Source organism: Pseudomonas sp. WT-JTC, from assembly GCF_056711565.1.
Genome location: NZ_CM160042.1, coordinates 4,273,266 through 4,299,655, shown reverse-complemented (window position 1 = coordinate 4,299,655; position 26,390 = coordinate 4,273,266). Strand labels below are relative to the sequence as shown.

Here is a 26,390-nt window from a genome sequence, read left to right as displayed (position 1 = left end):
CATGACCACTGCGTTATTAATCATCGACGTCCAGCAGGCTTTGTGTTCCGGTGAGTACGAATGCTTCGAGATTGGGCGGGTCATCAACACCATCAATGACCTTTCTACCCGGGCGCGCAAGGCCGGTGTTCCGGTGGTGCTGATCCAGCACGAAGAAGAGGGTGATCTGTTGAAACACGGTGCCCCAGGCTGGCAACTGGCCGAAGGGCTGGAAACCTCGCCCAGGGATCATCGCGTGCGCAAGACCACTGGCGATTCGTTCTATCAGACCAACCTGCAACGGTTGTTGCCGGTACAGGACTTCGAAAGGCTGGTCATCTGCGGCCTGCAAACCGATTACTGTGTGAATGCAACCCTGCGTCAGGCGCATCAAATGGGGTATGACGTGGTGCTGGCCGCCGACGCGCATTCCACCATCGACAATGGCAATACCACTGCCGAAGACATCATTGCCCAGCACAACAAGGATTGGGCCGACCTGAGCGGTTCGGTGGCGCGGATCGATGTGGTCCCGGCTGCTGAAATCTGCTTCTGATAACACCATTGCGCCACCCTTGTAGGAGCGAGCAAGCTCGCTCCTACAAGGGTGAACCGAAAATCTCGATCAGCTCGTTCAGGAACGCACTCACCAGGTCCCGCTGCCGAGATGAATGCCGCACCGCCGCATGAAAACTCACCTCATAGCGCAGCAGATCCGGGTTCAGCGGGTGCAACTGCCCCAGCTGTTCATGCCGGGTTGCGTAGTGCTGTGGCAGAAACCCCAGGTGCTGGCCGGACAGGATCAGCAGGGCCGCGCCGTCCATGCTGTCGGTGAGTACGGTCAGGCGTTCGATGGAGGTGGGGGCCGGCATTTCCGGCAGCGGATGGCTCGGCCAGACCCAGTCAAACCCGCTGACATCTTCGCGGGTCAGCGCGCCGACCTGGTCGAACAGCGGATGGGAAGGCGCGCAATAGGCAATCTGGGTTTCCGGGAACAGCGGGAAATAATCGATGTTGGGCAAGCGGTGCCAGAAGTAACCGATGGCCAGGTCGATATGGCCGTTGATGATTTTTTCTTCCAGCAGGGACGACGACAGCTCGGTGAAGTGGAAGTACAGCCCTTCGTGCCGGGCCCGCAAACGGGCAATGGCCTGGCCGATTTTCCTGTTCGCCACCGGGTCGATTTGCCCTAGCAAACCGATGTTGATATTGCCCGAGACTTTGCGGTTGATGTGCTGCACTTCAACCCGGAAACCCTCGGCCGCCGCCAACAGGCGTCGGGCTGCTTCGATGAACTGAGTGCCTTTGGGCGTGACCGAAAAACCGCCGCGTCCGCGTTCGCACAGGCGGAAGCCAACCCGCGCTTCCAGCGTCGCCAGTTGCGCGCTGATCGTGGGTTGCGTGGTGTTGAGGGCGGTTTGTGCCGCCGAAATGCCGCCCGCTTCGACGACGGTCAGAAATACCCGGATCAGACGCAGATCCAGCTCCGTTACAGTTCCCAGCATGGGGACTCCCGATTTTCGCTTACATAGATGTCGATCTATGTGAACAGTGTGCCTGCGATATTTTACTGCCCGGACTCACGCCCTACATTGCCGTGAAACCAGCGTCATCGTCAGCTTTTTCTGGAGTTTCACCCGAACCGGACGTCGTAGCGAGCGCTGTACCCACAAAAACAACAAACAACAGCATAGGAACAATCGTATGTCAGGTTCCCCAGTGTCTGCGCACGCCGCCGAGGCGAGCGGCGGGTTGGCCATCGAAGGCCATTCCATCGACTACATCCCGGAAAACGAACGCCACGCCAAACTCAGCAGTCAGGGACCCTTCTGGTTTCTCGGCAATTTCCACTTCTTCACCATCTCCATCGGCTTTGTCGGCCCCAGCCTCGGTCTGTCCGCTCTGTGGACCATGCTCGCCGGTGCCCTGGGCATCATGTTCGGCACCATCTTCATGGCGTTTCACGGCTCCCAGGGGCCGGAAATGGGCCTGCCGCAGATGATCCAGTCCCGCGCCCAGTTCGGCTATCGCGGGGTGATCCTGGCGTTGATGGCGACGATGTTTGTGTTCGTCGGTTTCAACGTGGTGAACATCTCGCTGATCATGAACGGCCTTGAACATGTGTTCGGCATCGACCCGACCATCGTCGCCGTGGCCGTGGTGCTGATCGGCGCGCTGTTGTCGATCTACGGCCACGACCTGATGCACAAGGCCTTCAAGTGGGCCTTGCTGGCGACCTTGCCGCTGTACGCACTGGTGACCATCGCCCTGATGTTCGGTGCGGGTCAGGAAGGCGTCACGCCGGCGACCGACCTGGGCTTCAACTGGGTGGCCTTCGCCACGTTGTTCGCCATCGGTGCCAGCTACAACATTTCCTATGCGCCCTACGTGTCCGACTATTCCCGTTACCTGCCGAAAAACACCAGCCGACCAAAACTGATCGCGGCGGTGTTCATCGGTGCCTCGTTGTCGGGCAGCTGGATGATCGGCCTCGGTGCCTGGCTGGCGCAGCAATTGAAAGCGGCGGATGCGCTGGTGGCGCTGAATCAGGTCGGTTCCTCGATGGTCCCGGGGCTGGGCAATTTGCTGGTGATCGTCTCGGTGGCGGGCTTCCTGCCGATCATCGCGCTCAACACCTACAGCGCCATGCTGACGCTGCTGACCGGCGTCGACTCGATCAGGAAAATAACCCCGACACCCCGCGCCCGTGTGCTGTCGATCAGTGTGATCAGCGTCATCCTGTTGACCTGCGTGCTGTCGATCAAAGGTGACGGCATCGCTCTGCTGAACACCTTCCTGGTGTTGTTGCTGTACTTCCTCGTGCCGTGGACCGCCGTCAACCTGGTGGACTACTTCTTCGTGCGCAAGGGCCGTTATGCGATCCCGCATTTCTTCACGCCAAACGGCATCTACGGCGCCTGGCAATTTCGCGGCATCGTTTCGTACCTGATCGGCTTCGCCGCCATGGTGCCGTTCTTCTACATCTTCGACGCAGCGGCCAACAAGGAAGTGTTCGTCGGCCCGCTGGCGCGGATGCTGGAAGGCGTGGACATCGCCTGGCTGGTGGGCCTTGTGGTGTCGGGGTTGACCTATTACGTCCTCAGTCGCTCGATTGATCTGGCCGCCGAGCGCCGGGTGATCGACGCGCTGAGTGAAAGCGACATCGTCGCCATGACCCATTCATCTGCGGAGGCAGTGCGTTGAACAACGCTAAAAATACCGTGGTCGCCTGCTGCCAACTGGCGCCGAAAATAGGCGACCTGGTCTACAACCGCACGCTCACCGAACGCGCGATTCGCCAGGCAGCCTTTCAGGGCGCGCAAGTCGTCGTGCTGCCCGAGCTGGTACAGAGCGGTTATCTGTTTGCCGACCGCTTTGAGGCGCTCGGCCTGGCGGAAACCGTTGAGGGGCCGACCTTGCACCTGTGGCAGGCCCTGGCCCGTGAGCTGAACCTGGTGATCGTCGGCGGATTCTGCGAGCGCTTGCCCGGTGATGAGCTGGCCAACAGCGCGGCGATGATCGACGCCAATGGCCTGCGCGCGGTGTACCGCAAGGCACATCTGTGGGATGCCGAGAAGGACATTTTCACCGCCGGCGATGCTGCACCGCCAGTGGTCGAGACGGTGCACGGACGGCTCGGCATGCTGATTTGCTACGACCTGGAGTTCCCCGAGTGGGTGCGTCTTCCGGCGTTGGCCGGGGCCGATCTGTTGTGCGCGCCGGTCAACTGGCCCGACGGTCCGCGACCGCAGACCGAGCGCCCGGCCGAAGTGCTGCGGGTGCAGGCCAATGCCTCGGTGAACCGCATGTTCATTGCGGCATGCGATCGCTATGGCCATGAACGTGGGGTTGGCTGGGTGCAAGGATCGGTGATCGTCGATGCCGACGGTTACCCCTTGGCGGGGCCAGCGGAGCAGGGCGGCGAGCAGTTGTTGCTGGCCACCCTGAATCTCGCCGAGGCGCGCAACAAGCGCATCAGTGCGCGCAATGACCTGCATGGGGACCGGCGGCCGCAGTTGTACGGCTGAGCGGCTGTTTGTAACTGCTGATGCCACGGCGAACTGGACGCCATTCCCGGCGCTATGGCATCGTCCCGGCAACAGACCATGCAGTGAACGGGATCGCCATGATGGAGGAGGGGAACAAGGTCGGCGCCGACGGGTCGTTGGCCACGCTGAAGGCGTTCAATCATTGCGTATTGCACCTGGGGCGGCTGGCGCGGGAGAGCGGGGCGTCGCGGTTCATCGCCGATGGCCTGCAGGCATTCGGTCAGCTGGTGCCCTTCGCATCTGCCTGGTGGGGCGAAATGTCTGCACCAGGTCCTGAGGTGCCCATGCAAAGCTGGATGCATGGCAGCATCAATCTTCCTGAGTCCTTTGCCGCCGAATGGCATCCGGTGGCGGCCAACGATCAGTTCTCCTACGCCACGCTCAATCGTCCCGGTGAGGTGGTGTGCGACACGGGTTTCAACGACCCTTGCGAGGCGGTAAATGATTTCGCCCGGCGCTTCGATCTCTATCACTTGATGAGCATCACCTACGAATTGCCCGAAAGCGGCCTGATGTTTTTCGTCTGCCTCTACCGGGGGCAGGATGAACAGGCGTTCGAGGAGAACGAAGCCGAGCTGTTTTTGGCGTTCTGCGATCACCTGTTCCAGCTGTGGCGGTTTCAGGTGCAGGACATGATTCGCTTCGACAGCGAAAACGGCGCGAGTGATTTTGGCGTCGCGCGCATGGACGGCAGCCTGCTGTATGTCGGCGCCAGGTTGTGCGTCGCCATCCAGCGCGAACTGCCCGGCTGGAGCGGTTCCACGCTGCCACCGGAGGTGATCGCGCAATTGTCCAAAGCCCCCTGCGTGATCCGTCTGGGCCGCTGCGCCCTGACCCTGAGCCCCAACGCCGAACACGTCATCCTGTCCCTCGAAGCCCCCTCGGGTGGGGACGGTCTGGCGCCACGGGAGCGCACGGCGGCGATGCTGTTCGCCGCCGGTCATTCCTACAAAGAGATCGCGAAAATCCTCGCCCTGAGCCCCGCGACCGTGCGCACCTATTTGCGTAACTGCTACTTGCAGCTCGGCGTGAAAAGCAAGGTGGAGCTGGGTTCCGTCCTGCGTTCGCCGGGTGCGCTGGCGGAGTCCGCGCGCCGGGACTGATCCCGGCCGTTTCAATTATTTGCCTGACCCCTCCTCATTTGCGGAGGTCCATTCGCGCCCTGCGCCCTATAGGGTAGGCCCTGTCTATACAAGGGCTTGCGCAGTCGCTTCGGGCCGCTTCAAAACAATAAGAACAGGGGTGAGGCATTTGAGACTTTCCAGGTTGTTCATCGCCGTTGCATCGACAACGGCGTTTTCCTGCATGGCGTTGGGCGCGACGCCCGCCGATACGGTCATGCGTAATGGCTACATCTATACCGTCGATGGCCAGGATTCCGTGCAGCAGGCCATCGCCATTGCGGGTGGCAAGATCATCTATGTCGGCAGCGATGCCGGGGTCGGTGGCTACATCGGCAAGCAAACCCAACTGATCGACCTGGCCGGACGCATGCTGATGCCGGGCTTCGTCGATGCGCACATGCACCCGGGGGATGGCGGTCGCGCCATGACCTTGTGCGACCTGAAATACCAGACCATGACCCGCGCGCAGTTTCAGGCAAGCATCCAGGCCTGTCTCGATGCCGAAAAGGACAAGGGCCCGGACGTGTGGCTGGAAGTCGGCAGCTGGGATCGCATGGGCATGACCGGGCTCGACGGCGACGCCGACAAGTCGACCCTGGACGCGCTCAAGACCAAGCGCCCGATCCAGGTGCGCTCCACCGACTTCCACACCGTGCTGACCAACTCTCGCGGTCTTGAACTGGCCGGGATCAACAAGCACACCGTCGATCCGGAAGACGGCAAATACCGACGTGACAGTGCCGGCAACCCGAACGGCATCTGTGAAGATGGCGCCGCCGAATCGTTGGCCGCTGTGGTGCCGCCCGCGACCGACGCGGAAAAACTCAATCAGGTTCGCGCAGCCCTCGACGCCATGCGCCAGCAAGGCATCACCAGTTTCTTCGATGCACTGTCCGGCCCGGAAAACGGCAAAGCCTTCACCCGCCTGCAACAGTCCGGCGAGCTGACCGCCCGGGCCTTGCTGTCGATCAAGCTGGACCCGGCCGCCGCTGCCGCCGACCCGGTTAAAACCATCGCCGAGGCCAAGGCCTTGGCCAGCACTTACGACCAGGGCGAAGTGAAAGTCATGCCGGGCGTGAACATGCGCCACGTCAAACTGTTCATGGACGGCATCATCAATGCCCCGGCGGACACCGGCGCCATGTTGACGCCGTATCTGCACAACAGCGGCACCGATCAGGCACCGAAGTGGACGCCGGGCAAAAACCTGGGCGAGCTGTACTTCCCGCCGCAGGTGCTCAAGCCGCTGTTGCTGCAAGCGGTCAAGGCCGGTTTCGATCCGCACCTGCATGCCACCGGCGAGCGCGCGGTACGGGACGCGCTGGACAGCGTCGCCTACGTGCGTCAGCAACTGCCCGGTCAAGACTTCCGCCCGGCCATCGCTCACGCCGAATCAGTCGATCCTGCCGACTATTCACGTTTCAAGGCCCTGGACGTCACGGCCACCATGTCGTTCCAGTGGGCGCAGCAGGCACCGTCCACGGTCGACGGCACCAGTGATCACCTTGGCGCCGAACGATTCGAACGCATGGAACCCTCGGGCAGCATCGCCCATGCCGGCGGTCGCGTGGCGTTTGGCAGCGATTGGCCGGTCGATCCCCTCGATGAGTTCCTGGCGCTGAAAGTCGGTGTCACCCGTTCCGGCGACCCCACCAACCCGCACAGTTATGGCCCCAAGTACGCCGGGCGACTCAATGCCGATCCGGCGCTGTCCCGTGCCGAAGTGCTGCGCAGCATCACCCTCAATGCCGCCGAACAGCTGAAGCTGGACGCCGTGGTGGGTTCGGTCGAAGTCGGCAAGTTCGCTGACCTGATCGTACTCGACAAGAACTTCATGCAGTTGCCCGAGGAGGAACTGGGGCGCAACGACGTGCTGCTGACGCTGGTCGGCGGCAAGGTCGTATGGGCCAGGGCGCCGTTCCTCGGGCTGGCGCCACAGGTGGTTTCCCAAGTCGTCAGTTCCCGATCCGTCCAATAAAAACCAGAGAGCGTTCCGATGCGATTCATTCCAAACCTGTTGGCCGCCGCGCTGGCCTTGTCCTCGCTACAAGCCATGGCCGCCGCCGACCTGGTGTTGTTCAACGGCAAGGTCTTTACCGCCGAACCTGGCCAGGCTCTGGTGCAAGCGGTGGCCGTGCAGGACGGCAAGATTCTGAAAGTCGGCAGCGATGCCGAAATCAATGCCCTGGCCGATGCCGGGACCCAACGTATCGACCTGGCGGGCAAGGTGCTGATGCCTGGCATGATCGACACCCACAGCCACCCGGTGGTGGGGGCGTTCGACAGCATGAAGGCCAACCTGCTGGACGAAGTCAAACCGATGCCGGAGCTTGAACAGTGGCTGATTGAGGAAGACAAGGCAGGGCGTGCCCGGGCCGGCGATGTGATCAGCGTCGCCGGGGTCAGCTCGGCCTACTGGGAGAAAAGCCGTGAGCTGGGCAAGGTGTTCAATCAGGGACGCTGGGCCGATCAGCCGATTGTCTTCAGCGGCATCGACGGACACACCGGTTGGGCCAACAACGCGATGCTCAAGCGTCTGAACATCGACGCCGCACTGGTCAAAAGCCTGCCGGAGAAGGAGCGCGGTTACGTCGGCCATGAAGCGGACTTCACCCCCAATGGCTACTTTGCCGAATCCCGCTGGGACCTGGTGCGCAACGGCATTCCTGCGCCAAGCCCGGAGACCATGCTCAAAGCCGCGAAAGAGGCGGTGCGGGTCAACAACCAATACGGTATCACTGCGTGGATGGACGCTGCGGCGAACGGCGGCAGTGAAGATTCGCTGTTTGACTTCAAAGCCACAACGGAAACCGTCGGCGTACTGCCGCTGTACAAGGCGCTGGCGCAGAACGGCGAACTGAGTGCTCACGTTGCCGCGTTGATGGTCACCAACCCGAAGAGCAAACCCGCCGATCTGGAAGTGATCGCCACGGTGATGAAACAGTTCGAGGGCGTGCCGAACCTGACATTCCCCGGCATCAAGGTGTTTGTCGACGGCATTCTCGAGTTCCCGGGGCAAACCGCTGCGGTCATCGTGCCGTACAAGAACAGCCACAAGGACGGGCAACTGCTGACCGACCCGGCGCACTTCGGTGAACTGGTGGTGGCGGCGGAAAAGCGCGGCTGGATCGTGCACATGCATGCGGTCGGCGACCGTGCCGTGCGTGAGTCGCTCAACGGCGTGGCGTATGCACGCAAGCTCAACCCGACGCCGGTGCCGCACAGCATCGCCCACCTGCAACTGGTCAATCCCAAGGAGTTTCCGCGCTTCAAGCAGTTGGGCGTGATTGCCTCCATGCAGCTGCTGTGGGCCACCGGCGAGTCTTACACCGTCGAATTGGTCAAGCCCTACATCAGTGCCTTTGCCTACGGCTACCAGTATCCCGCGCGGTCCCTGCATAACGCCGGCGCGACGATTGCCGGTGGCAGCGACTGGCCGGTGTCCAGCCCGAATCCGTTCAACGCCATCGCCCAGGCCAGCACGCGCAAGGGGCCATTGGGCGTACTCAATGCCAAGGAGAGCATCGACCGCCAGACCATGTTCTACGCCTACACCCTCAACGCCGCCAAAACCCTGCGCCTTGAGAAACAGATCGGTTCGCTGGCGCCGGGCAAGCAGGCCGACCTGATCATCCTCGACCGCGATGTGTTCAAGGTCAGCGATGACGAGCTGTTCGAAACCAAAGTCCTGAAAACCTTCTTCGCCGGCAAGCAGGTCTACGCCCCCGCGTCCTGACCTGCGCGCACCCCGACACACGTAAAAACCGCCAGCCCCTCGCAGCGCGAGGGGTATGGCATCGCCATGCCTGAAATTCCCCGTACGCCATAACAACAAGAGAATTGTATGAACGCATTTTCAGCATTGACCCTCGCTACGCTGGCTTTGGCTCCGTTGACCAGCCACGGCCTGGTCCTCAACGACGATTTCAGCCTGGACATGACCCTGGGCGTCGTCAGCGACTACCGTTCCCGCGGCATCTCGCAAAGCCTGGGCGATCCGGCCGTGCAGGGCGGCGCGACTCTGATGCACGGCAGCGGCCTGTACATCGGCGCCTGGACCTCCAGCGTGGATTTCGGCGGCGACTTCGATACCCGCCAGGAGCTTGAGTACTACGCCGGTTACTACTGGCAGGCCACGGACGCGATCAGCCTCGACCTGGGCTACATCAAGTACGACTACCCGAAGAATTCGGAATTCAACCTGAGCGAGATCTACGCCATTCTCGACGTCTATGGCGTGAAGCTCGGCGCCTATTACTCGAACGACACACCGAACGTTTTCGGTGAAGACCAGGACACGCTCTACACCTACGTCGGCTACAAGTTCACGCTGCCGGCCGAGGTCGGCCTGGAGCTGCGGGTGGGGCGCAATGACGTGAAAGACCCGGCCTTCTGGTCCGCCAACGGCGACAACCGCGAGGCTTACTACGAGTGGGAAGCCAGGCTGACCCGTGATTTCGTCGGCGTGACCTGGGGCCTGAGCTATGTCGACACCGACCTGACGAAAAGCGAGTGCAGTGGCTGGTACGGCTATGACGACCTGTGTTCGGTCACCGTCGTGGCGAGCGCCACCAAGACCTTCTAAGTTCTATCCCTGACAACAAAAACAGTTCCTCAAAGGAAACACCCTCATGAGTGCGCAACGCAGTCCGCTGATCGAGACCCGCTCGATTGATTTCATTCCCGAGGCTGAGCGTCACGGCAGTCTCTACAGCCAGTTCACCCTGTGGCTCGGCGCCAACCTGCAAATCACCGCCATCGTCACCGGCGCCCTCGCCGTGGTACTGGGCGGCGATGTGTTCTGGTCGCTGATCGGCTTGCTGGTCGGGCAGCTATTCGGCGGTGCGGTGGTGGCGCTGCACGCGGCGCAAGGGCCGAAGCTTGGGCTGCCGCAGATGATCTCCAGCCGAGTGCAGTTCGGGGTATATGGCGCGGCGATCCCGATCGTTCTGGTGTGCCTGATGTACCTCGGTTTCAGCGCCACCGGCGCGGTGCTGTCGGGGCAGGCGATTGCGCAGTTGATCAGTGTCAGCGACAGCGCCGGCATCCTGATTTTTGCGGCGAGCATCGCGTTCCTGACGATCTTCGGTTATCGGGTGATTCACCTGGTCGGGCGGGTGGCCAGCGTGCTGGGCATCATCGCGTTCGCCTACCTGTTCACCCGGTTGATGACCCTCAACGACATCGGCGTGCTGCTCGACAACCGGCATTTCGGCTGGAGCACCTTCCTGCTGGCGGTGTCGCTCTCGGCGTCCTGGCAGATCGCCTTCGGCCCTTATGTGGCGGACTACTCGCGCTACCTGCCGAGCAAGACTTCGTCGTGGAAAACCTTCGCCGCCGTCGGTCTAGGCACCGTATTGGGGGCTCAGGCTTCGATGGTGCTGGGGGTGTTCGCCGCCGCGTTGGCCGGGGCGAATTTCCGCGGGCATGAAGTGGCGACCATTGTCGGTCTGGGCAGTAGCGGTGTGATCGCGTCCTTGCTGTACCTGAGCATTGTGTTCGGCAAGGTCACGGTGTCCACCCTCAACGCCTACGGCAGCTTCATGTGCGTGGCGACCATCCTCAGCGGCTTTCGCCGTCATCTGGAAATCACTGCCCGCCAGCGCATGCTGTTCGTGCTGCTGATCGTCGCGGCGTCCACTGCGCTGGCGTTGCTCGGGCAGTACTCGTTCCTCAACTCGTTCAAGTACTTCATCCTGTTTTTGCTGACGTTCTTCACACCCTGGAGCGCGATCAACCTGGTGGATTACTACTTCATCAACAAGGAGCGTTACGACATCCCGGCGCTGTCCGACCCGAACGGGCGCTACGGTCGCTGGAACGTGCTGGGGATCAGCGTCTATGTGATCGGCGTGTTGATCCAGCTGCCCTTTGTCGATACCCATTTCTACTCCGGGCCGATGGTTGCGCAACTGGGCGGCGTGGATATTTCCTGGATCGTCGGGCTGTTGGTGCCGGGCGTGATCTATTACGCGCTGGCCAAACCGTCGATGAGTGCGGTGGCGGTTGAGCGGGGTTGATACCGGTAGCACCTATGGAAGTATTTGATTAACGCTTCGGTAGGCTCCAGCGCTCACGCAACTGTTCGTACTGCGCTTCGGGCAGTTGCACCAGCACCGGGGATTTGCCCGGGTCCAGCCAGTTGAACAACCGCGCGATATCCGCCGGGGCCATGGCGGTGCAGCCGCGAGTCGGCGCCGTGGGGCCGCGCCAGATGTGGAAGAAAATGCATGATCCGGCGGCGGGAGTGGCCAGGGTGTTGTGCCGGATGAATATGCCCTGGCGGTACAGGTCATCACTGCGGCGCATGCGTTCGGAACTGCTCCAGTCTCTTGCTACGGCCGAGCTGTCGACCAATTCGTTGTAGCGAGCTGACTGGCTGTCGTCCACGCATTCGATGGTCGCTGTCAGCGCCAGGTAGGGCAGGCGGGTTTCGGCTGAAGGTTCGTAGCCAAACGCCGTGCCCAGATCGAACACTCCAGCCGGGGCCTTGCCGTCGCCTTCCTGTTTGACCGGCCCTTCAGGTCGTCCGGGGTTGAGTTGGCCCTTGCCCCAGCCCATACCGTTCTTGCCGAGCACCACCGCAAAGGGGGCTTCGAATTTTTCAAAAGTCTGGCCGTGCCGTTCATAGCGCTGGGCAGTGGCCTGACTGTCATCCCAGCTTTTGCTGGTGACCACGATCAGTTGATCGCTGCCGTCGAGTCCTTGAGCCATTGCGGCCAGCGGAAAAATCGCCACCAACAGGGTCTTGAGGTGAATGTTCATGGCGCAAGCGGCGTGATGGGGAAGTCCATGACGTCCGGCTTCTGCGGATTCCCGCTGTACGTGAAGTGCCACCACTCGGCGGAGTAACCAACAAAACCTTCTTTGGCCATGGCCTGGGTAAGTCGCTGACGATTGGCCTTGGCCGTGGCGTTGATCAATGTCGAATCGGTGTGTGCACGCTCATCGAAGCAGTCAAAACCGGTGCCCATGTCGAGCGCACCGTCGTGCCAGCGCTGGCCGTAAGGCGCGGTGCAATCCACCGGCGTGGCCGCAGGTGTCCAGGTGTCGGCGGGCAGGGCGTCGGGGCCGGTCAGGGTCAGGTCGACGGTGTTGCCCCGGGAATGATTGGACACCCGGGCCACATAACCCAGGCGCCAGAAATCCTGCTTGTCGACCCGTGGATAGAACTCGGTCTTGAGCGGGTCACCGGGTTCGCTGGCAAAGCGGCCCATGTCCGCCACTGCACGGCTCGGGCGATAGCAATCGAACACCTTCAAACCGTAGCCCTCGGCTTCAAGCGCCGTTTGCACCCGGACCAGGGCGTTGGCGGCATCCGCCGACAGCAAGCATTCTGCCGCCTGGTAGCCGTCGAGCGGGTGCCCGGTAAAGTTGTGGGCGCTGGCGTAGCGAATGTCCTGCCCGATGCCCGGGGCAATGCTGCGCACATACACCATGTGCCCGGGTTTCGCCTCGTCGGCCATGCACGGCAGGGCAAGGCTCAGGCACAGCATCGACAGACAGGGTGAACGAAACATCGGGAACGGCTCCATGCATGACCAGTCACCATCATGATGGCTTGAAACCGTCTGCACCTCCATGAAGTTGTTGATCGGCGTGATAGGACGAACGCACCAGCGGCCCGGACGCCACGTTCCTGAAGCCCATGCGCGTGCCTTCCTCGGCGAACCAGGCAAAGGTGTCCGGGTGCACGAAGCGCTGCACCGGCAAGTGACTGCGCGAGGGCTGCAGGTACTGGCCGAGGGTCAGCATGTCGATATCGTGCTCGCGCATGCGCTGCATGACCTCGATGACTTCCTCGTCGGTCTCGCCCAGGCCCAGCATCAGGCCGGATTTGGTCGGTACGCGGGGCACGGCGAGCTTGAATTTTTGCAGCAGGTCCAGCGACCACTCGAAGTCCGAGCCCGGCCGCGCGGCCTTGTACAGGCGCGGTACGGTTTCCAGGTTGTGGTTGAACACATCCGGCGGCTCATCGGCGGTGATCGCCAGGGCCACGTCCATGCGTCCACGATAATCCGGCACCAGGGTTTCCAGTTGCACGCCGGGCGACAGCTTGCGGATCTCGCGCAGGCAATCGACAAAGTGCCGGGCACCGCCGTCGCGCAAATCGTCGCGGTCCACCGAAGTGATCACCACGTACTTCAGGCGCAGTTCGGCAATGGCCACGGCCAGGTTCATCGGTTCGTTAGCGTCCAGTGGCCTGGGCCGGCCATGGCCGACATCGCAGAACGGACAGCGCCGGGTGCAGATGTCGCCCATGATCATGAAGGTCGCGGTGCCACCGGAGAAACATTCACCGAGGTTCGGGCACGAGGCTTCTTCGCAGACGCTGTGCAGCTTGTGCTTGCGCAACAGTTGCTTGATCCGCTCGACCTCGGGAGAGACCGGCATGCGCACGCGAATCCAGTCGGGTTTGCGCGGGAACTCATCCGTGGGAATGATCTTCACCGGAATCCGCGCGACCTTTTGCGCGCCACGCAGTTTGGTGCCGACTTCCACTTTGGCCGGGCTGTTGCCGGCCGATTCGACAATGGCGTTCATGATGCTTTCCTTGTGCACAGACCTGTAGGAGCGAGCTTGCTCGCGATGGTCGCCAATGATTACGCGCGCATTCAGGATTAACGCGGTGCCTTTGGGTTCTTCGCGAGCAAGCTCGCTCCTACAGGGGGGTTGTGTTTGCTCAGTCGCGATAGACCGGGAAGTCCGCACACAGGGCGGCAGCCTGGCGGGCGACATTGGCCTCGATGTCGGCATCGCCGAGGTGATCGAGGATGTCGCAGATCCAGCCAGCCAGCGCAATGCTTTGCGCTTCCTTGAAGCCACGGCTGGTGATCGCCGGCGTTCCGATGCGCAGGCCGGAGGTCACGAATGGCGATTGCGGATCGTTGGGCACGGCGTTCTTGTTCACGGTGATGCCGGCACGCCCAAGGGCGGCGTCGGCATCCTTGCCGGTCAGGCCCTGGCGGATCAGGCTGACCAGGAACAGATGGTTGTCGGTGCCGCCGGACACCACGTCATACCCGCGCTCGATAAACACCTGCGCCATGGCCTGGGCGTTACGGATCACTTGCGCCTGATAGGTCTTGAAGCCTGGCTCCAGCGCTTCCTTGAAGCACACGGCCTTGGCGGCGATCACGTGCATCAGCGGGCCACCCTGACCGCCGGGGAACACTGCGGCGTTGAGCTTTTTCTCAAGCTCCGCATTGGCTTTGGCCAGAATCAGACCGCCACGCGGACCGCGCAGGGTCTTGTGCGTGGTGGTGGTGACCACGTCGGCGTAGGGCAGGGGATTGGGGTACAGACCCGTGGCCACCAGGCCGGCGACGTGGGCCATGTCGACGAAGAAGTACGCGCCGACCTTGTCCGCAATCTGGCGAAAGCGCGGGAAGTCCAGAGTCTTCGAGTAAGCCGAGAACCCGGCGATGATCATCTTCGGCTTGTGTTCGACAGCCAGGCGCTCGACTTCGTCGTAATCGATCAGGCCCGTGGTGGTGTCGATGCCGTACTGCACGGCGTTGTACAGCTTGCCGGAAAAACTCACCTTGGCGCCGTGGGTCAGGTGCCCGCCATGGGCCAGGCTCATGCCGAGCACGGTGTCGCCGGCCTGCAGCAGGGCCAGATAAACCGCCGCGTTGGCCTGGCTGCCGGAGTGCGGCTGGACGTTGGCGTAATCGGCGCCGAACAACTGTCTGGCGCGGTCGATGGCCAGTTGCTCGACCACATCGACGTGCTCGCAGCCGCCGTAGTAGCGCTTGCCCGGATAGCCTTCGGCGTACTTGTTGGTCAGGCCGCTGCCTTGCGCTTGCATCACCCGTTGGCTGGTGTAGTTTTCCGAGGCGATCAGTTCGATATGGTGTTCCTGCCGCGCATCTTCGGCGTTCATCGCCGCCAGCAGTTCGTCGTCATAGCCTTTGATCTGGTCGTGCTTGCTGAACATGGTGTGATCCTTGTGTGGAAGGGGTGGGCTTCAGGCGTCGGCGTGTTCTGCGGTCAGGCGCTCGTAGGCGTCCTGATCCAGCAAGTCGCTCAACGCCTCGACATCGACCGGTTTGAAGCGAAAGAACCAGCCTTCGCCCAAGGGGTCTTCATTGACCAGTTCCGGAGTGCTCTCGAGCGTCGCGTTGATCTCGACCACTTCACCGTCCAGTGGCATGCCGATACTGCTGGCGGCTTTCACCGATTCCAGCACCGACACTTCAGCGCCTGCAGCGAAGGCGCCCAGTTCAGGTACCTGAACGAATACCACATCCCCCAGCGCCTGCTGGGCAAACGCGGTGATGCCGACGGTGACCAGGCCATTGCTCTCAAGGCGCAACCATTCGTGATCGACGGTAAAACGCAATTGGCTCATATCAACTCCTTATTGTTTTAAGGCTCGAGGCGGGGCGACGAGCGGGGTTGGAGGAGTGATAGCAAGGGCGGTGCCAATGTTATTTATTTGTTTTAAATCAATCACATGGAGTGATTTTGTAAGGCGCTGGAGATTTCTGCTGTATTGAAATGAATACAGGTAAACCGGGCTGTGGGGGCGGACGCCGTAATGGCGGGTGGGAAAGGTTTTGTCTTGATTTCGCTACGCTGTATCGATTTGAAGACGAAGAACCCGGCAACAACACTGATCCCCTGTGGGAGCGGGCTTGCTCGCGAATGCAGTGTGTCATTCACCGTCAATGTCGCCTGACCCACCGCTTTCGCGAGCAAGCCCGCTCCCACAATTTTGACCGAGCCAGGTTCAGGGTTTGGCGGGAATCCCGTATTTGCGCAGGCGAATCGCAATCGCGCTATGGGACGTCTGCAACCGTGCAGCGAGCAAGCGGCTGGACGGGTAGCTGCGATAAAGCTGTTCCAGCAGGTTCTTTTCAAAGTCGCCCACAGCCTCTTCCAGGCTGCCGACTTCGCCGTCGTTTTGCCGTTCAACAGCGGTGCGGGCGATGTCGAGGTCGTCGATGTCCACCAGCGGATTTTCGCAAATCGCCGCCGCGCGAAAGATCACGTTTTGCAGTTGCCGCACGTTGCCCGGCCAGCGGTTGCCGAGCAGGGCGCCGAAGGTACTCGGTGCCAGACGACACGCCGGTCGCTGGATCTGTGCACAGGCCTGTTGCATGAAGTGATTGGCCATCAACAGGATGTCGTGACCGCGCTCGCGCAACGGCGGTACTTGCAGGTTGAGCACGTTGAGGCGGTAGAACAGGTCTTCGCGAAAACGCCCTTCGGCGACCATTTTTTCCAGGTCACGGTGGGTCGCACTGAGTACCCGCACATTGACCCGCACCTCCTTGTCGCCACCCACCCGACGGAAGCAGCCATCACTCAGAAAACGCAGCAACTTGGCTTGCAAGTACGGTGACATTTCCCCGACTTCATCGAGGAACACCGTGCCCTGGTCGGCCAGTTCCAGCAGGCCGAGCTTGCCACCCCGTTGCGCGCCGGTGAAGGCGCCGGGGGCGTAGCCGAACAGCTCGCTCTCGGCCAGACTCTCCGGCAGTGCCGCGCAGTTCAGGGCCAGGAACGGCGCGTCGTGCCGTGGGCTGATGGCGTGGCAGGCGCGGGCCACCAGCTCCTTGCCGGTGCCGGTTTCACCCTGGATCAACAGCGGCGCATCGAGGGCCGCCACCCGTTGCGCACGCGCCTTGAGCGCGCGGATCGGCGGTGATTCGCCGAGCAGCGCATCGAAGCCTTCGGCATGGTCGTGGTGCAGCGCCGACAGGCGTTCACCGATGCGATTGGGTTGATACAGGGTGAGCAGGGCGCCGGCGTCGGTGATCGGCATTGCATCGAGAAGAAACGTCTGGCCACCGAGACTGACCTCGTGCATAGGCAGGCGGAAATGGTGATCGATCAAGGTGCGTTGCAAGTCGGCATCGTCGAACAGCGCGGTCAGCGATTCACCGGCCGGTTCGCGTCCGCAGAGGGCGATCAGCGCCGGGTTGGCCAGCAGCACATGTCCACGGTCATCCACCGCCAGCACCGGGTCGGAACTCGCTGCCAGCAAGGCGTCCAGTTGCAGGCGCCGGCGTTGCCCCGGAAGGATGTCGACCATGGTCACCGCTTGCACGCCGCGTACGTCGAAAAGTGCCTCTCGCAGTTCTTCGAGCACGTCGGCGCCGAGGGTCGGGGCGTCGATGTAGACGTTCGGCGGCACCATCTCGACGGCGTCCAGATTGAAACTGCGTCCACCGAGCAGGGCCAGCACTTCCTGGGTGATTCCGACGCGGTCGATGAAGGTGACGTGGATGCGCATGACGGGCCTGCAAGGTTGGCGAACTAAAATCAGTATGCCCGGCAAAATTTGAATTTGGCGAGCGTCACATCAGGGCTTGGCGGTTTTACGGGCGCTGGCGGCCAGGTCCTCAAGGAACGCCTGCAGGATCGGCGGCGGTGCCGTGCCGCGCCGGGTGATCACATCGAACGGCGACTTCAGGCGCAGGCTCGCGGGTGCCAGTTGATGCATCTCGCCGCTCTTGACCCACTGGCTGGCGAAGTGCTCGGGCAGGAAGCCCACATAGGCGCCGGAGATGATCAGGATGGCCGACGCCTCGATGTTGTCCACGGTGGCCGCCGCCTTGGTGATACCCAGGTGTTCCAGGTCGTATTGCTGCATGTAGCCACGCACGACGATGCGCCCCGCGCCGACCTCTTCGAGCAGCTCGGCGCCCTCGGCCTGGCTGCCGAACAACGGGTGTCGCCGGCCGCAATACAAGCCCAGGGCTTCCTGGTACAGCGGCGATTGCAACAGGCCCGGCACATGGATCGGGAAGTGCCCGATAGCCAGGTGCAGGCGGCCGTCGAGCACCCGTTCTTCGAGTTCTGCCGGGGTGCCGACGTACACGTTCAGGTGCACGTCATGCCCGCGGGAGACGAAGCGCTGGGTGGTGCGCGGAATCGGCGAGTCGGGGTCGGTAATCGTGGTGTCGATGATCCCCAGGTTGAGCTTGCCGCTGATGTGCTGCTTGAGCACGTCGGCGTCCATACAGAAATTCTCCACCGCCGACAGCAGGCGCTGGGTGGCTTCATGAATCGCCACGCCTTGTTCGGTCAGGCGAAAGCCACTGCGCCCGCGCTGGCAGAGTTTGACCCCGAGCCGGGTTTCCAGGTGGGTCATCTGTTCGCTGATGGTCGACTGCCCGGCATTCAACGCTGCCTGCGCGGCCGAGAAGCCGCCGCAGCGCACAATCGTGGCAAACACCCTGAGCAGTTTCAGGTCGACATCGTGCAGCTGGATCATCGGGGACCTCCGGCATGGGGATGCATCGGTAATGCCGATATGAGTATCTGATGTTTAGCATTTTTTCCACGAAAACCTGCGCCCATAGTCTTTCCAACGGCGGTCGCCTTGCAGTCCGCCAGGCCGATAACAAGAAGTGGAGAGGCTAGAAATGTCGAACAACGGTTATGAATCCGGTCGCCTGAACCTGCCATTCGTGGGTCATTGCACCTTTGGCAAATCCCCGGTGTGCACCGATTGGGATGCACTGGATGCCGACGTCGCGGTACTTGGCGTGCCCAACGACATGGGCACCCAGTGGCGCTCCGGCGCACGCTTCGGACCACGAGGGATTCGTGAAGCATCGACGCTGTTTTCCTTCGGCCATGCCGGCGCCTACGATCACGAAGATGACGTGATGTACCTCACCGCATCGGATGTGCGCATGGTCGACGTCGGTGATGCCGACATCGTCCACACCGACATGGCCACCAGCAACAAGAACACCGAATACGCCGTGCGCAAGATCCTCGATGCCGGCGTGATGCCGGTGGTGCTCGGCGGTGATCACTCGGTGCACGCGCCGGTGATCAAGGCTTTCGAAGGGCGTGGCCCGATCCACATCATTCACTTCGATGCGCACCTGGACTTCGTCGACGAGCGCCACGGTGTTCGCTACGGCCACGGCAACCCGCTGCGCCGCGCCTCGGAAATGAATCACATTGTCGGCATGACCCAGATGGGCATTCGCAACGTGTCGTCCTCCAACCGTGATGACTATGAGGCAGCCCACGAAGCCGGCTCGAAAATCCTCTCGGTGCGCGACGTGCGTCGCCTCGGCGTCGAGGGTGTGCTGGCGCTGATCCCGCAGAACATCAACTACTACATCACCATCGACATCGACGGTTTCGACCCGTCCATCGCCCCCGGCACCGGCACCCCGAGCCACGGCGGCTTCCTCTACTACGAAGTGCTGGAAATCATCCAGGCCCTGGCCAAGCGCAGCAAAGGCAACATCGTCGGCATGGACCTGGTGGAAGTGGCACCGGTCTACGACCCGACCGGCATGACCTCGATTCTCGCCGCGCAACTGCTGCTCAACAGCATCGGTTTCATCTTCCACGAGCGGGGCAAGGTGCGGGCCGCCGAGAGTGAAGCCGTTCCGGTCTGACAGCCTTTCCGATCATCGAAACCAGTGACCCGGCAGGACCTGTCTGCCGGGCAGAGAGAACAAAAATGGACACGATCGTCAAAAATTACCTGCAGAAGTTCGGCGTCAGCGAAGCCACCCAGACCTTCCTCGGCAAGGTCCAGAAAATGTTCATCGGCGGCGCCTGGGTCGAGTCCGGCAACGGCGAAACCTCCGATGTTATCGAACCCTCGACCGAAGGCCTGCTCACCCGCATTCCCATGGGTACCGTCGATGACCTGGACCGCGCCGTACAAGCCGCGCGCGCCCAGTTCGACGGCGGCGCCTGGCGTCAGGCCAAACCGGCCGAGCGCGAGCGGATGATGCAACGCCTGGCCGACCTGATCGAGCAGAACGCCGCCGAACTGGCGCAAATCGAATCGATCGACATGGGCAAGTCCGTGGCCTTTGCCAGGGACGTGGACATCCAGGGCACCGTGGATACCCTGCGTTACTTCGCCGGTTGGGCCACCAAACTGCATGGGCGTACCGTCGAGCCTTCGCTGCCGGGCAACTACCTGGCCTATACCCGCAAGGAAGCGGTGGGCGTCGTCGGCGCCATCGTGCCGTGGAACTTCCCGCTGCAGACCATGGCCTGGAAACTCGGCGCGGCGCTCGCCACCGGTTGCACCGTGGTGGTCAAGCCCGCCGAGCTGACCTCGCTGTCGGCCCTGCGCTTCGCTGAACTGGTGCAGGAAGCGGGCATCCCCGACGGCGTGATCAACATCGTCACCGGGCGTGGCAGCGTGGTCGGTGCGGCCATGGCTACCCACCCCGGCATCGACAAACTGACCTTCACCGGTTCGACCCCGGTCGGCCAGACTGTCGGCCGCGCAGCGCTGGATGACATGAAGCGCCTGACCCTCGAACTCGGTGGTAAATCACCGGTCATCGTTTGCGCCGACGCCGACATCCCGGCCGCCGCCCAAGCGGTCGCCAACGGCGTGTTTTTCAACTCCGGGCAGGTATGCGACGCCGGTACGCGGGCCTATATTCATAGCAGCGTCTACGACGAATTCCTGCGTGAGCTGATCGCCTACACACGCACCCTGAAAATGGCCCCGGGCCTGGACCCGGACTGCTTCATCGGCCCGCTGGTCTCGGCCCTGCAGAAGCAGCGCGTGACCGAGTACATCGAAACCGGCAAGGCCGAAGGCGCCGAGCTGGTCTACGGCGGCCAACCGGTCGATGGCCCAGGCTTCTTCGTCGAGCCGACCATCTTCGCCCACTGCCGCAACGACATGCGCATTGTCCAGGAAGAGATCTTCGGCCCGGTGCTGGTCACCGCACCGTTCGACGATGAAGAAGAGGCACTGGCCCTGGCCAACGACTCGCCTTATGGCCTGGCTGCCGCACTGTATTCCAACGACCTCGGGAAAGTGCACAGCCTGATCCCGCGCCTCAAGGCCGGCTCGGTCTACGTCAACGCCCACGGCACCCTCGATCCGTCGATGCCGTTCGGTGGCTACAAGCAGTCCGGATTCGGCAAGGACCTGGGCGCCGAGCAGCTCGATTACCTGCTCGAAACCAAGGCGGTGTGGATCACGCTGCCAGGCTGACCCGCCCTCTGTAGGAGCGAGCTCGCTCGCGATGAACCCGGGAACACCGCGGGGTGTCAGGTTGCCAGCGTTATCGTTGACGACCATCGCGAGCAAGCTCGCTCCTACAGTCCGGTACGGTTTCAGCAACAACGCCAGGTAGGCACGAGTGAACTCAATCCCTGTAGGAGCGAGCTCGCTCGCGATGAACCCAGGAGCAACACGGGGTGTCAGGTTGCCAGCGTTATCGTTGGCTACCATCGCGAGCAGGCTCGCTCCTACAAATTAATCGGCACGGACGCGCGAAAAGAACGCGGTTATCTCGTCATGATCTTCCAACAATAAGAGTCCGTCATGAACACTAACGCCAAGTCCGCCACGAGCGTGTCCGCCCTCGACGAAAAATCCGTCGTCGAGGGGCATTCGATCGACTTCATCCCCGAGAACGAGCGCACCGACAAACTGTCGAGCCAGGGCCCGTTCTGGTTCCTCGGCAATTTCACCTTCTTCACCATGACCATCGGCTTCGTTGGCCCAAGCGTCGGCCTGACCGCGCTCTGGACCACGCTCGCCGGCACGCTGGGCATCATGTTCGGCACGCTGTTCATGGCGTTTCACGGCTCGCAAGGCCCGCACCTTGGCCTGCCGCAGATGATCCAGTCCCGTGCGCAGTTCGGTTATCGCGGGGTGATCCTGGTATTGCTGGCGACGCTGTTCGTGTTCGCCGGCTTCAACATCGTCAACCTGGTGCTGATGATGCAGGGGCTGCACACACTGTTCGGGTTCAACCCGGCGGTGATCGCGGTGGCGGTGACCATACCGGCGGCGGTGCTGGCGATTCTCGGCCATGACTGGATGCACCGCAGCTTCAAATGGGCGTTGTTCCTGTCGCTGCCGCTGTATGGCCTGGTGACCGTGGCAGTGTTGATGGGTTGGGTGCCGGACGCGGCCATGCCGGCGCTGGCGGCGGGTGAAGCGGCCCCGGCGCCACTGGGTTTCAACTGGACCGGTTTCATCGCGCAGTTTGCCGCAGCCGCCAGTTACAACATTGCCTATGCGCCTTATGTGTCGGACTACTCGCGCTACCTGCCAAAGAACACGTCCAGCGGCAAGTTGATCGCGGTGGTGTTCCTCGGGGCTTCACTGTCCGGTGCGTGGATGATTTCGGTAGGCGGCTGGTTGGCCGATCACCTGCACTCCACTGACGTGCTGGTCGCCCTCGGGCAAGTCGGCAACACCGTGTCGCCGCTGGTGGGCACGGCGGTGGTGGTGGTCACCATCCTGGCGTTCCTGCCGGTGATCGCGATGAACATCTACAGCGCCAAGCTGACCACGCTGACCTGCGTCGACTCGATCAGGCACATCGAACCGACGCGCAAGGCTCGCATCCTCGCCATCGGCTTCGTGATCCTGCTGCAACTGGGCGTGGCCCTGAGCATCCAGAGTTCCGGCAAAGGCCTGTCGGTGCTGGGGATCTACCTGGTGGTGATGCTGTACTTCCTGGTGCCCTGGACCTCGGTCAACCTCACCGACTACTTCTTCGTGCGCAAGGGCCGCTACGCCATCCCGCACTTCTTCATGCCCCACGGCAACATCTATGGCAGCTGGGGACTGCGCGGTATCGCCGCCTATGCCATCGGTTTTGTCTCGATGATCCCGTTCTTCTACATCTTCGATGGCGTTGAACAGCGCGAGGTGTATGTCGGCCCGCTCGCCAAGGCGCTAGGCAGCATCGACATTGCCTGGCTGGTCGGGCTGATCGTGTCGGGACTGGCGTACTACTGGCTGAGCCGCTCGATCGACCTCAAGCGCGAAGAAGCGGTTATCCAGCAGATCGAAAAGACCTCCCCGCAATACACCACCGGCGACACGCTGACCCACAAGCAGCAACCACTGCCGGTATTCACTGAATCGACGGTCGGGAGATAGTCATGACCACGCAAAAAATGGCAACGCAAAAATACGACTACATCATCATTGGCGCAGGATCGGCAGGTTGTGTGTTGGCCAACCGCCTGAGCGAAGACCCGGCCACCTCGGTGCTGGTCCTGGAATTCGGCGGCAGCGACAAGAGCGTAGTGATCCAGATGCCCAGTGCCTTCTCGATCCCGATGAACACCAAGAAGTACAACTGGCGCTACGAGACCGAGCCGGAGACTTACCTCAACGGCCGGCGCATTCACTGCCCACGGGGCAAGGTGCTGGGCGGATCGTCGTCGATCAACGGCCTGGTGTACATCCGTGGCCATGCGCTGGACTTTGATGAGTGGGAATCCCTGGGCGCTGAAGGCTGGGGCTATCGCAACTGCCTGCCGTACTTCAAGCGCGCCGAGAGCTATGAATCGGGTGGCGACAGCTACCGCGGGCAAACCGGGCCGCTGCACACCACCAACGGCAACCACATGAAAAACCCGCTGTACGGTGCCTGGGTCGAAGCCGGTGCGGAGGCGGGCTACATCAAGACCGAAGACTGCAACGGCTACATGCAGGAAGGCTTCGGTGCCATGCACATGACCGTGAAGAATGGCGTGCGCTGCTCCACCGCCAACGCGTACCTGCGCCCGGCCATGGGCCGGCCGAACCTGACGGTGATCACCCATGCGATGACGCGGCAGGTCATCCTCGAAGGCAAGCGTGCGGTCGGGGTCATGTATGACCAGGGTGGCCAGACCCATCAGGTGTATTGCAACCGCGAAGTGCTCATCTCGTCCGGGCCGATCGGCTCGCCGCACCTGCTGCAACGCTCGGGCATCGGCCCGGCGCACGTCCTGCGCAAGGCCGGGATCGGCATACGCCATGACCTGCCGGGAGTAGGGGAGAACCTGCAGGATCACGCCGAGGTGTACATCCAGTTCGGCTGCAAGGAACCGGTGACCCTCAACAGCAAGATGGACCCGCTGAGCAAACTGATGATCGGTCTGCGCTGGCTGCTGTTCAAGGACGGCCTGGGCGCCACCAACCACTTCGAGGCCGGTGGTTTCATCCGCTCCGAGAAGGGCCTGCGCTGGCCGGACATCCAGTTCCACTTCCTGCCGGCAGCGATGCGCTACGACGGCAACAAGCCGATCAAGGGCCACGGCTTCATGGTGCTTACCGGGCCGAACAAACCGAAAAGTCGCGGCTATGTGCGGGTTCGTTCGGCCGACCCGTACGAGCATCCGGAAATCCGTTTCAACTACCTGGAGCGGGAAGAGGATCGCGAAGGTTTCCGCCGCTGTATCCGCCTGACCCGCGAGATCATCGGCCAGAAAGCCATGGACCGTTTCCGCGACGGCGAAATCGCCCCGGGCGCGCAGGTGACCAGCGACGAAGACCTCGACGCCTTCGTGCGCGACAACCTGGAAAGCACCTACCATCCCTGCGGTTCGTGCCGCATGGGCGAGGACGACATGGCGGTGGTCGATTCCCAATTGCGCGTACATGGCATCGCCGGTCTGCGGGTGATCGATTCGTCGGTGTTCCCGACCGAGCCGAACGGCAACCTCAATGCACCGACCATCATGCTCGCCGAACGCGCCGCCGATCTGGTGCGTGGCGTGCAGATGTTGCCGGCGTCGGATGTACCGGTGGGGCTGGTCGAAGGCTGGGAGAGCAGCCAGCGTACTTCGCTGCCGGGGCGTAACGTGCGGGTCTGACCGCAACCCGCGATCCAATGTGGGAACTCAGTGTGGGAGCGGGCTTGCTCGCGAAAGCGGTGTGTCATTCAACATTTATGTCGACTGACACGACCTCTTCGCGAGCAAGCCCGCTCCCACAGTGGACGGCGGTGAATTCAGAAAGTTTTACCCCGCAGTTCCGTCGCCATTGCTAGTCTGTAATTCCTTGAGACCGCAATGGAGCACCCTCATGGCTATACAGGCCCTGCGCGCCGACGCATCGCATATCGACCAGATCGCCCCTTTGTTTGACGCCTACCGGATGTTCTACGAGCAGCCGTCGAACCTGGCGCAATCGCGCGCCTTCATCGCCGAGCGCATTGCCCGGGACGAATCGGTGATCTTTCTTGCCCGGGACAGCGACGGCGAAAACCTCGGCTTCGTCCAGCTGTTCCCGACCTTTTCCTCCATCGACGCGCACCGCACCTGGCTGCTGGGTGACCTGTTCACTACGCCCGCCGCCCGGGGCAAAGGCGTCGGCACATTGCTGATGAACACCGCCCGGGACTTTGCCAAGCTGGCCGGCGGCAAAGGCATGACCCTGGAAACCGCCACCGACAACTTCACCGCCCAGCGTTTGTACGAATCCCTGGGCTGGGTGCGTGACCCCGGTTACTACACCTATTGCCTGGATCTGAAAAAAGACTGAATCAGCGATCCTGTTCGCCAAATACCGGCCGCATGAATGAACGCTCGTAGCTGAGGATGAATTTCTTCTCTTCGGCATATTTGAACGCCGCGAGGCACTGCGGATCGTTCATCGACTGCTGCCGGTAATGCTCGTACGCCGCCAGGCTGGGGAAGGTAAACAAGGCGATGGCGATGTTGTTGGCGCCTTCGGACGGCAAAAAGTAGCCGTGGTGCTGGCCGCCGAATTTTTCCACCAGGGGAATCCACAATTTGCCGTAGTGCTCGAAGGCGTCGAGCTGGTAGGGATCGAGTACGTATTTCAGGTAGCAAGTGACCATTTCTCTCTCCTTGATTGAGGTGCTCAGGACCGTCGTCACTCTAATGTGCATCCGGTGCGCGGCACAGCAGCGAACGCGACTTTGACCGGTGAATTTTCGCCGGATGCCTTGGGTGGACTGTTTTTACCATGGAGACAATGTCAATAGGCCATCATTTTCGTTAGAATGCGCGCCGTCCGAGAGATGGATCCCGGGCGTTTTCCAATGGAGTCTTCAGTGAAATATCTCAGTAAAGTGGCCGCGGTAACCCTGTTCGGTCTGGTGCTTGCCGGTTGCAACAGTGCTCCCATGAATACCCAGCATTACGACAGCAGTCAGTACACCGTCCTGGGCCATAGCGAAGCGAGCGCCACTGGCCTGTTGCTGTTCGGCGTCATTCCGATCCGTCAGAACAGCCGTTTCGTGCGTGCGCAGGACGAGGCGATCAAGGCCAGGGGCGGTGACGCCATGATCAACACTCAGGTGCAGGAACGCTGGTTCTGGGCGTGGGTTCTGACCGGTTACACCACCAAAATCTCCGGCGATGTGGTCAAGCTGAAGAACGTTCAATAAGCACACGAACGTGCCCCCAGTGGCGAGGGAGCAAGCTCCCTCGCCACAAAGTGCTTGTCGCTGGTTGACGTCGGCGGCCCCGCACTATCGGTTCAGTCAATAGTCACCATCAAGAATCGCAAGTTCTG

At 61.9% G+C, this 26,390-nt stretch carries 23 protein-coding genes; 14 read left to right on the top strand and 9 right to left on the bottom strand.

The window, feature by feature from the left end; translation table 11 throughout:
* Window position 1 precedes the first annotated feature (1 nt).
* On the top strand, window positions 2-535 hold the full coding sequence (locus tag AC06G5_RS19595) for a cysteine hydrolase family protein (RefSeq protein WP_413704449.1): 534 nt from the start codon (window positions 2-4) through the stop codon (window positions 533-535).
* A 43-nt stretch (window positions 536-578) separates the two neighbouring features.
* On the opposite strand, the gene AC06G5_RS19590 is transcribed toward AC06G5_RS19595, so the two are convergent.
* Window positions 579-1,484, bottom strand: coding sequence for a LysR family transcriptional regulator (locus tag AC06G5_RS19590; protein ID WP_413704450.1), 906 nt, complete (start codon window positions 1,482-1,484; stop codon window positions 579-581).
* Between the two features lie 199 nt (window positions 1,485-1,683).
* On the opposite strand from AC06G5_RS19590, the gene AC06G5_RS19585 reads away from it, so the two are divergent.
* The 7 genes from AC06G5_RS19585 (at window position 1,684) to AC06G5_RS19555 (ending at window position 11,172) form a co-directional block, all read left to right on the top strand.
* A complete protein-coding gene (locus AC06G5_RS19585) occupies window positions 1,684-3,183 on the top strand; it encodes a purine-cytosine permease family protein (RefSeq protein WP_413704451.1) in 1,500 nt (499 codons plus the stop codon).
* Window positions 3,180-4,007, top strand: a complete 828-nt coding sequence (locus AC06G5_RS19580; RefSeq protein WP_413704452.1) for a nitrilase family protein — start codon at window positions 3,180-3,182, stop codon at window positions 4,005-4,007. Before AC06G5_RS19585 ends, AC06G5_RS19580 begins: the two co-directional genes overlap by 4 nt.
* Window positions 4,008-4,108: 101 nt before the next feature.
* Complete coding sequence (locus AC06G5_RS19575; RefSeq protein ID WP_413705463.1) at window positions 4,109-5,131, top strand: helix-turn-helix transcriptional regulator; 1,023 nt, start codon at window positions 4,109-4,111, stop codon at window positions 5,129-5,131.
* Window positions 5,132-5,333: 202 nt separating this feature from the next.
* Entirely contained in the window at window positions 5,334-7,130 is a 1,797-nt protein-coding gene (locus AC06G5_RS19570; protein WP_413705464.1) for an amidohydrolase, read from the top strand.
* Window positions 7,131-7,148: 18 nt separating this feature from the next.
* Window positions 7,149-8,888 carry an amidohydrolase gene (locus AC06G5_RS19565; RefSeq protein ID WP_413426623.1) on the top strand — a complete coding sequence of 580 codons (1,740 nt, stop codon included), beginning with the start codon at window positions 7,149-7,151 and terminating at the stop codon, window positions 8,886-8,888.
* A 108-nt stretch (window positions 8,889-8,996) separates the two neighbouring features.
* Entirely contained in the window at window positions 8,997-9,737 is a 741-nt protein-coding gene (locus tag AC06G5_RS19560; RefSeq protein ID WP_413426621.1) for a TorF family putative porin, read from the top strand.
* Between the two features lie 46 nt (window positions 9,738-9,783).
* Complete coding sequence (locus AC06G5_RS19555; RefSeq protein WP_413426619.1) at window positions 9,784-11,172, top strand: purine-cytosine permease family protein; 1,389 nt, start codon at window positions 9,784-9,786, stop codon at window positions 11,170-11,172.
* Between the two features lie 28 nt (window positions 11,173-11,200).
* Here the strand turns inward: AC06G5_RS19555 and AC06G5_RS19550 are convergent, their stop codons facing one another.
* From AC06G5_RS19550 to AC06G5_RS19520, 7 genes are all read right to left on the bottom strand, one after another.
* Window positions 11,201-11,917 carry a L,D-transpeptidase family protein gene (locus AC06G5_RS19550; RefSeq protein WP_413426617.1) on the bottom strand — a complete coding sequence of 239 codons (717 nt, stop codon included), beginning with the start codon at window positions 11,915-11,917 and terminating at the stop codon, window positions 11,201-11,203.
* Window positions 11,914-12,672: a M15 family metallopeptidase gene (locus tag AC06G5_RS19545; RefSeq protein ID WP_413426615.1), complete on the bottom strand. Its 759-nt coding sequence runs from the start codon at window positions 12,670-12,672 to the stop codon at window positions 11,914-11,916. Before AC06G5_RS19545 ends, AC06G5_RS19550 begins: the two co-directional genes overlap by 4 nt.
* A 31-nt stretch (window positions 12,673-12,703) precedes the next feature.
* Window positions 12,704-13,696: a lipoyl synthase gene (lipA, locus tag AC06G5_RS19540; protein WP_413426613.1), complete on the bottom strand. Its 993-nt coding sequence runs from the start codon at window positions 13,694-13,696 to the stop codon at window positions 12,704-12,706.
* 139 nt (window positions 13,697-13,835) lie between these two features.
* Window positions 13,836-15,092 (bottom strand): serine hydroxymethyltransferase, encoded by a 1,257-nt coding sequence (glyA, locus tag AC06G5_RS19535; protein WP_413704453.1) that lies wholly within the window; start codon window positions 15,090-15,092, stop codon window positions 13,836-13,838.
* Between the two features lie 30 nt (window positions 15,093-15,122).
* Window positions 15,123-15,506 (bottom strand): glycine cleavage system protein GcvH, encoded by a 384-nt coding sequence (gene gcvH, locus AC06G5_RS19530; protein WP_413426609.1) that lies wholly within the window; start codon window positions 15,504-15,506, stop codon window positions 15,123-15,125.
* Between the two features lie 381 nt (window positions 15,507-15,887).
* On the bottom strand, window positions 15,888-17,396 hold the full coding sequence (locus AC06G5_RS19525) for a sigma-54-dependent transcriptional regulator (protein WP_413704454.1): 1,509 nt from the start codon (window positions 17,394-17,396) through the stop codon (window positions 15,888-15,890).
* Window positions 17,397-17,465: 69 nt separating this feature from the next.
* A complete protein-coding gene (locus AC06G5_RS19520; RefSeq protein WP_413426605.1) occupies window positions 17,466-18,380 on the bottom strand; it encodes a LysR family transcriptional regulator in 915 nt (304 codons plus the stop codon).
* Window positions 18,381-18,531: 151 nt separating this feature from the next.
* Between AC06G5_RS19520 and speB the strand changes: the two genes are divergently transcribed.
* The 5 genes from speB to AC06G5_RS19495 all read left to right on the top strand — a co-directional run bounded on the left by speB (window position 18,532) and on the right by AC06G5_RS19495 (window position 25,391).
* Entirely contained in the window at window positions 18,532-19,530 is a 999-nt protein-coding gene (gene speB, locus AC06G5_RS19515) for an agmatinase (protein ID WP_413426603.1), read from the top strand.
* Window positions 19,531-19,595: 65 nt separating this feature from the next.
* Window positions 19,596-21,107: an aldehyde dehydrogenase family protein gene (locus AC06G5_RS19510; RefSeq protein ID WP_413704455.1), complete on the top strand. Its 1,512-nt coding sequence runs from the start codon at window positions 19,596-19,598 to the stop codon at window positions 21,105-21,107.
* 333 nt (window positions 21,108-21,440) lie between these two features.
* On the top strand, window positions 21,441-23,015 hold the full coding sequence (locus AC06G5_RS19505) for a purine-cytosine permease family protein (protein ID WP_413704456.1): 1,575 nt from the start codon (window positions 21,441-21,443) through the stop codon (window positions 23,013-23,015).
* Window positions 23,016-23,032: 17 nt separating this feature from the next.
* The gene (betA, locus tag AC06G5_RS19500; RefSeq protein ID WP_413426664.1) at window positions 23,033-24,721 is read left to right on the top strand and encodes a choline dehydrogenase; all 1,689 of its coding nucleotides are present in this window, start codon (window positions 23,033-23,035) and stop codon (window positions 24,719-24,721) included.
* Between the two features lie 211 nt (window positions 24,722-24,932).
* Window positions 24,933-25,391, top strand: a complete 459-nt coding sequence (locus AC06G5_RS19495) for a GNAT family N-acetyltransferase (protein WP_413426597.1) — start codon at window positions 24,933-24,935, stop codon at window positions 25,389-25,391.
* A 1-nt stretch (window position 25,392) separates the two neighbouring features.
* Here AC06G5_RS19495 and AC06G5_RS19490 read toward each other — a convergent pair whose 3' ends face one another.
* Window positions 25,393-25,710: an NIPSNAP family protein gene (locus AC06G5_RS19490; protein ID WP_413426595.1), complete on the bottom strand. Its 318-nt coding sequence runs from the start codon at window positions 25,708-25,710 to the stop codon at window positions 25,393-25,395.
* A 216-nt stretch (window positions 25,711-25,926) separates the two neighbouring features.
* Between AC06G5_RS19490 and AC06G5_RS19485 the strand changes: the two genes are divergently transcribed.
* Complete coding sequence (locus AC06G5_RS19485; RefSeq protein WP_085718368.1) at window positions 25,927-26,262, top strand: hypothetical protein; 336 nt, start codon at window positions 25,927-25,929, stop codon at window positions 26,260-26,262.
* The last annotated feature ends 128 nt before the right edge of the window (window positions 26,263-26,390 follow it).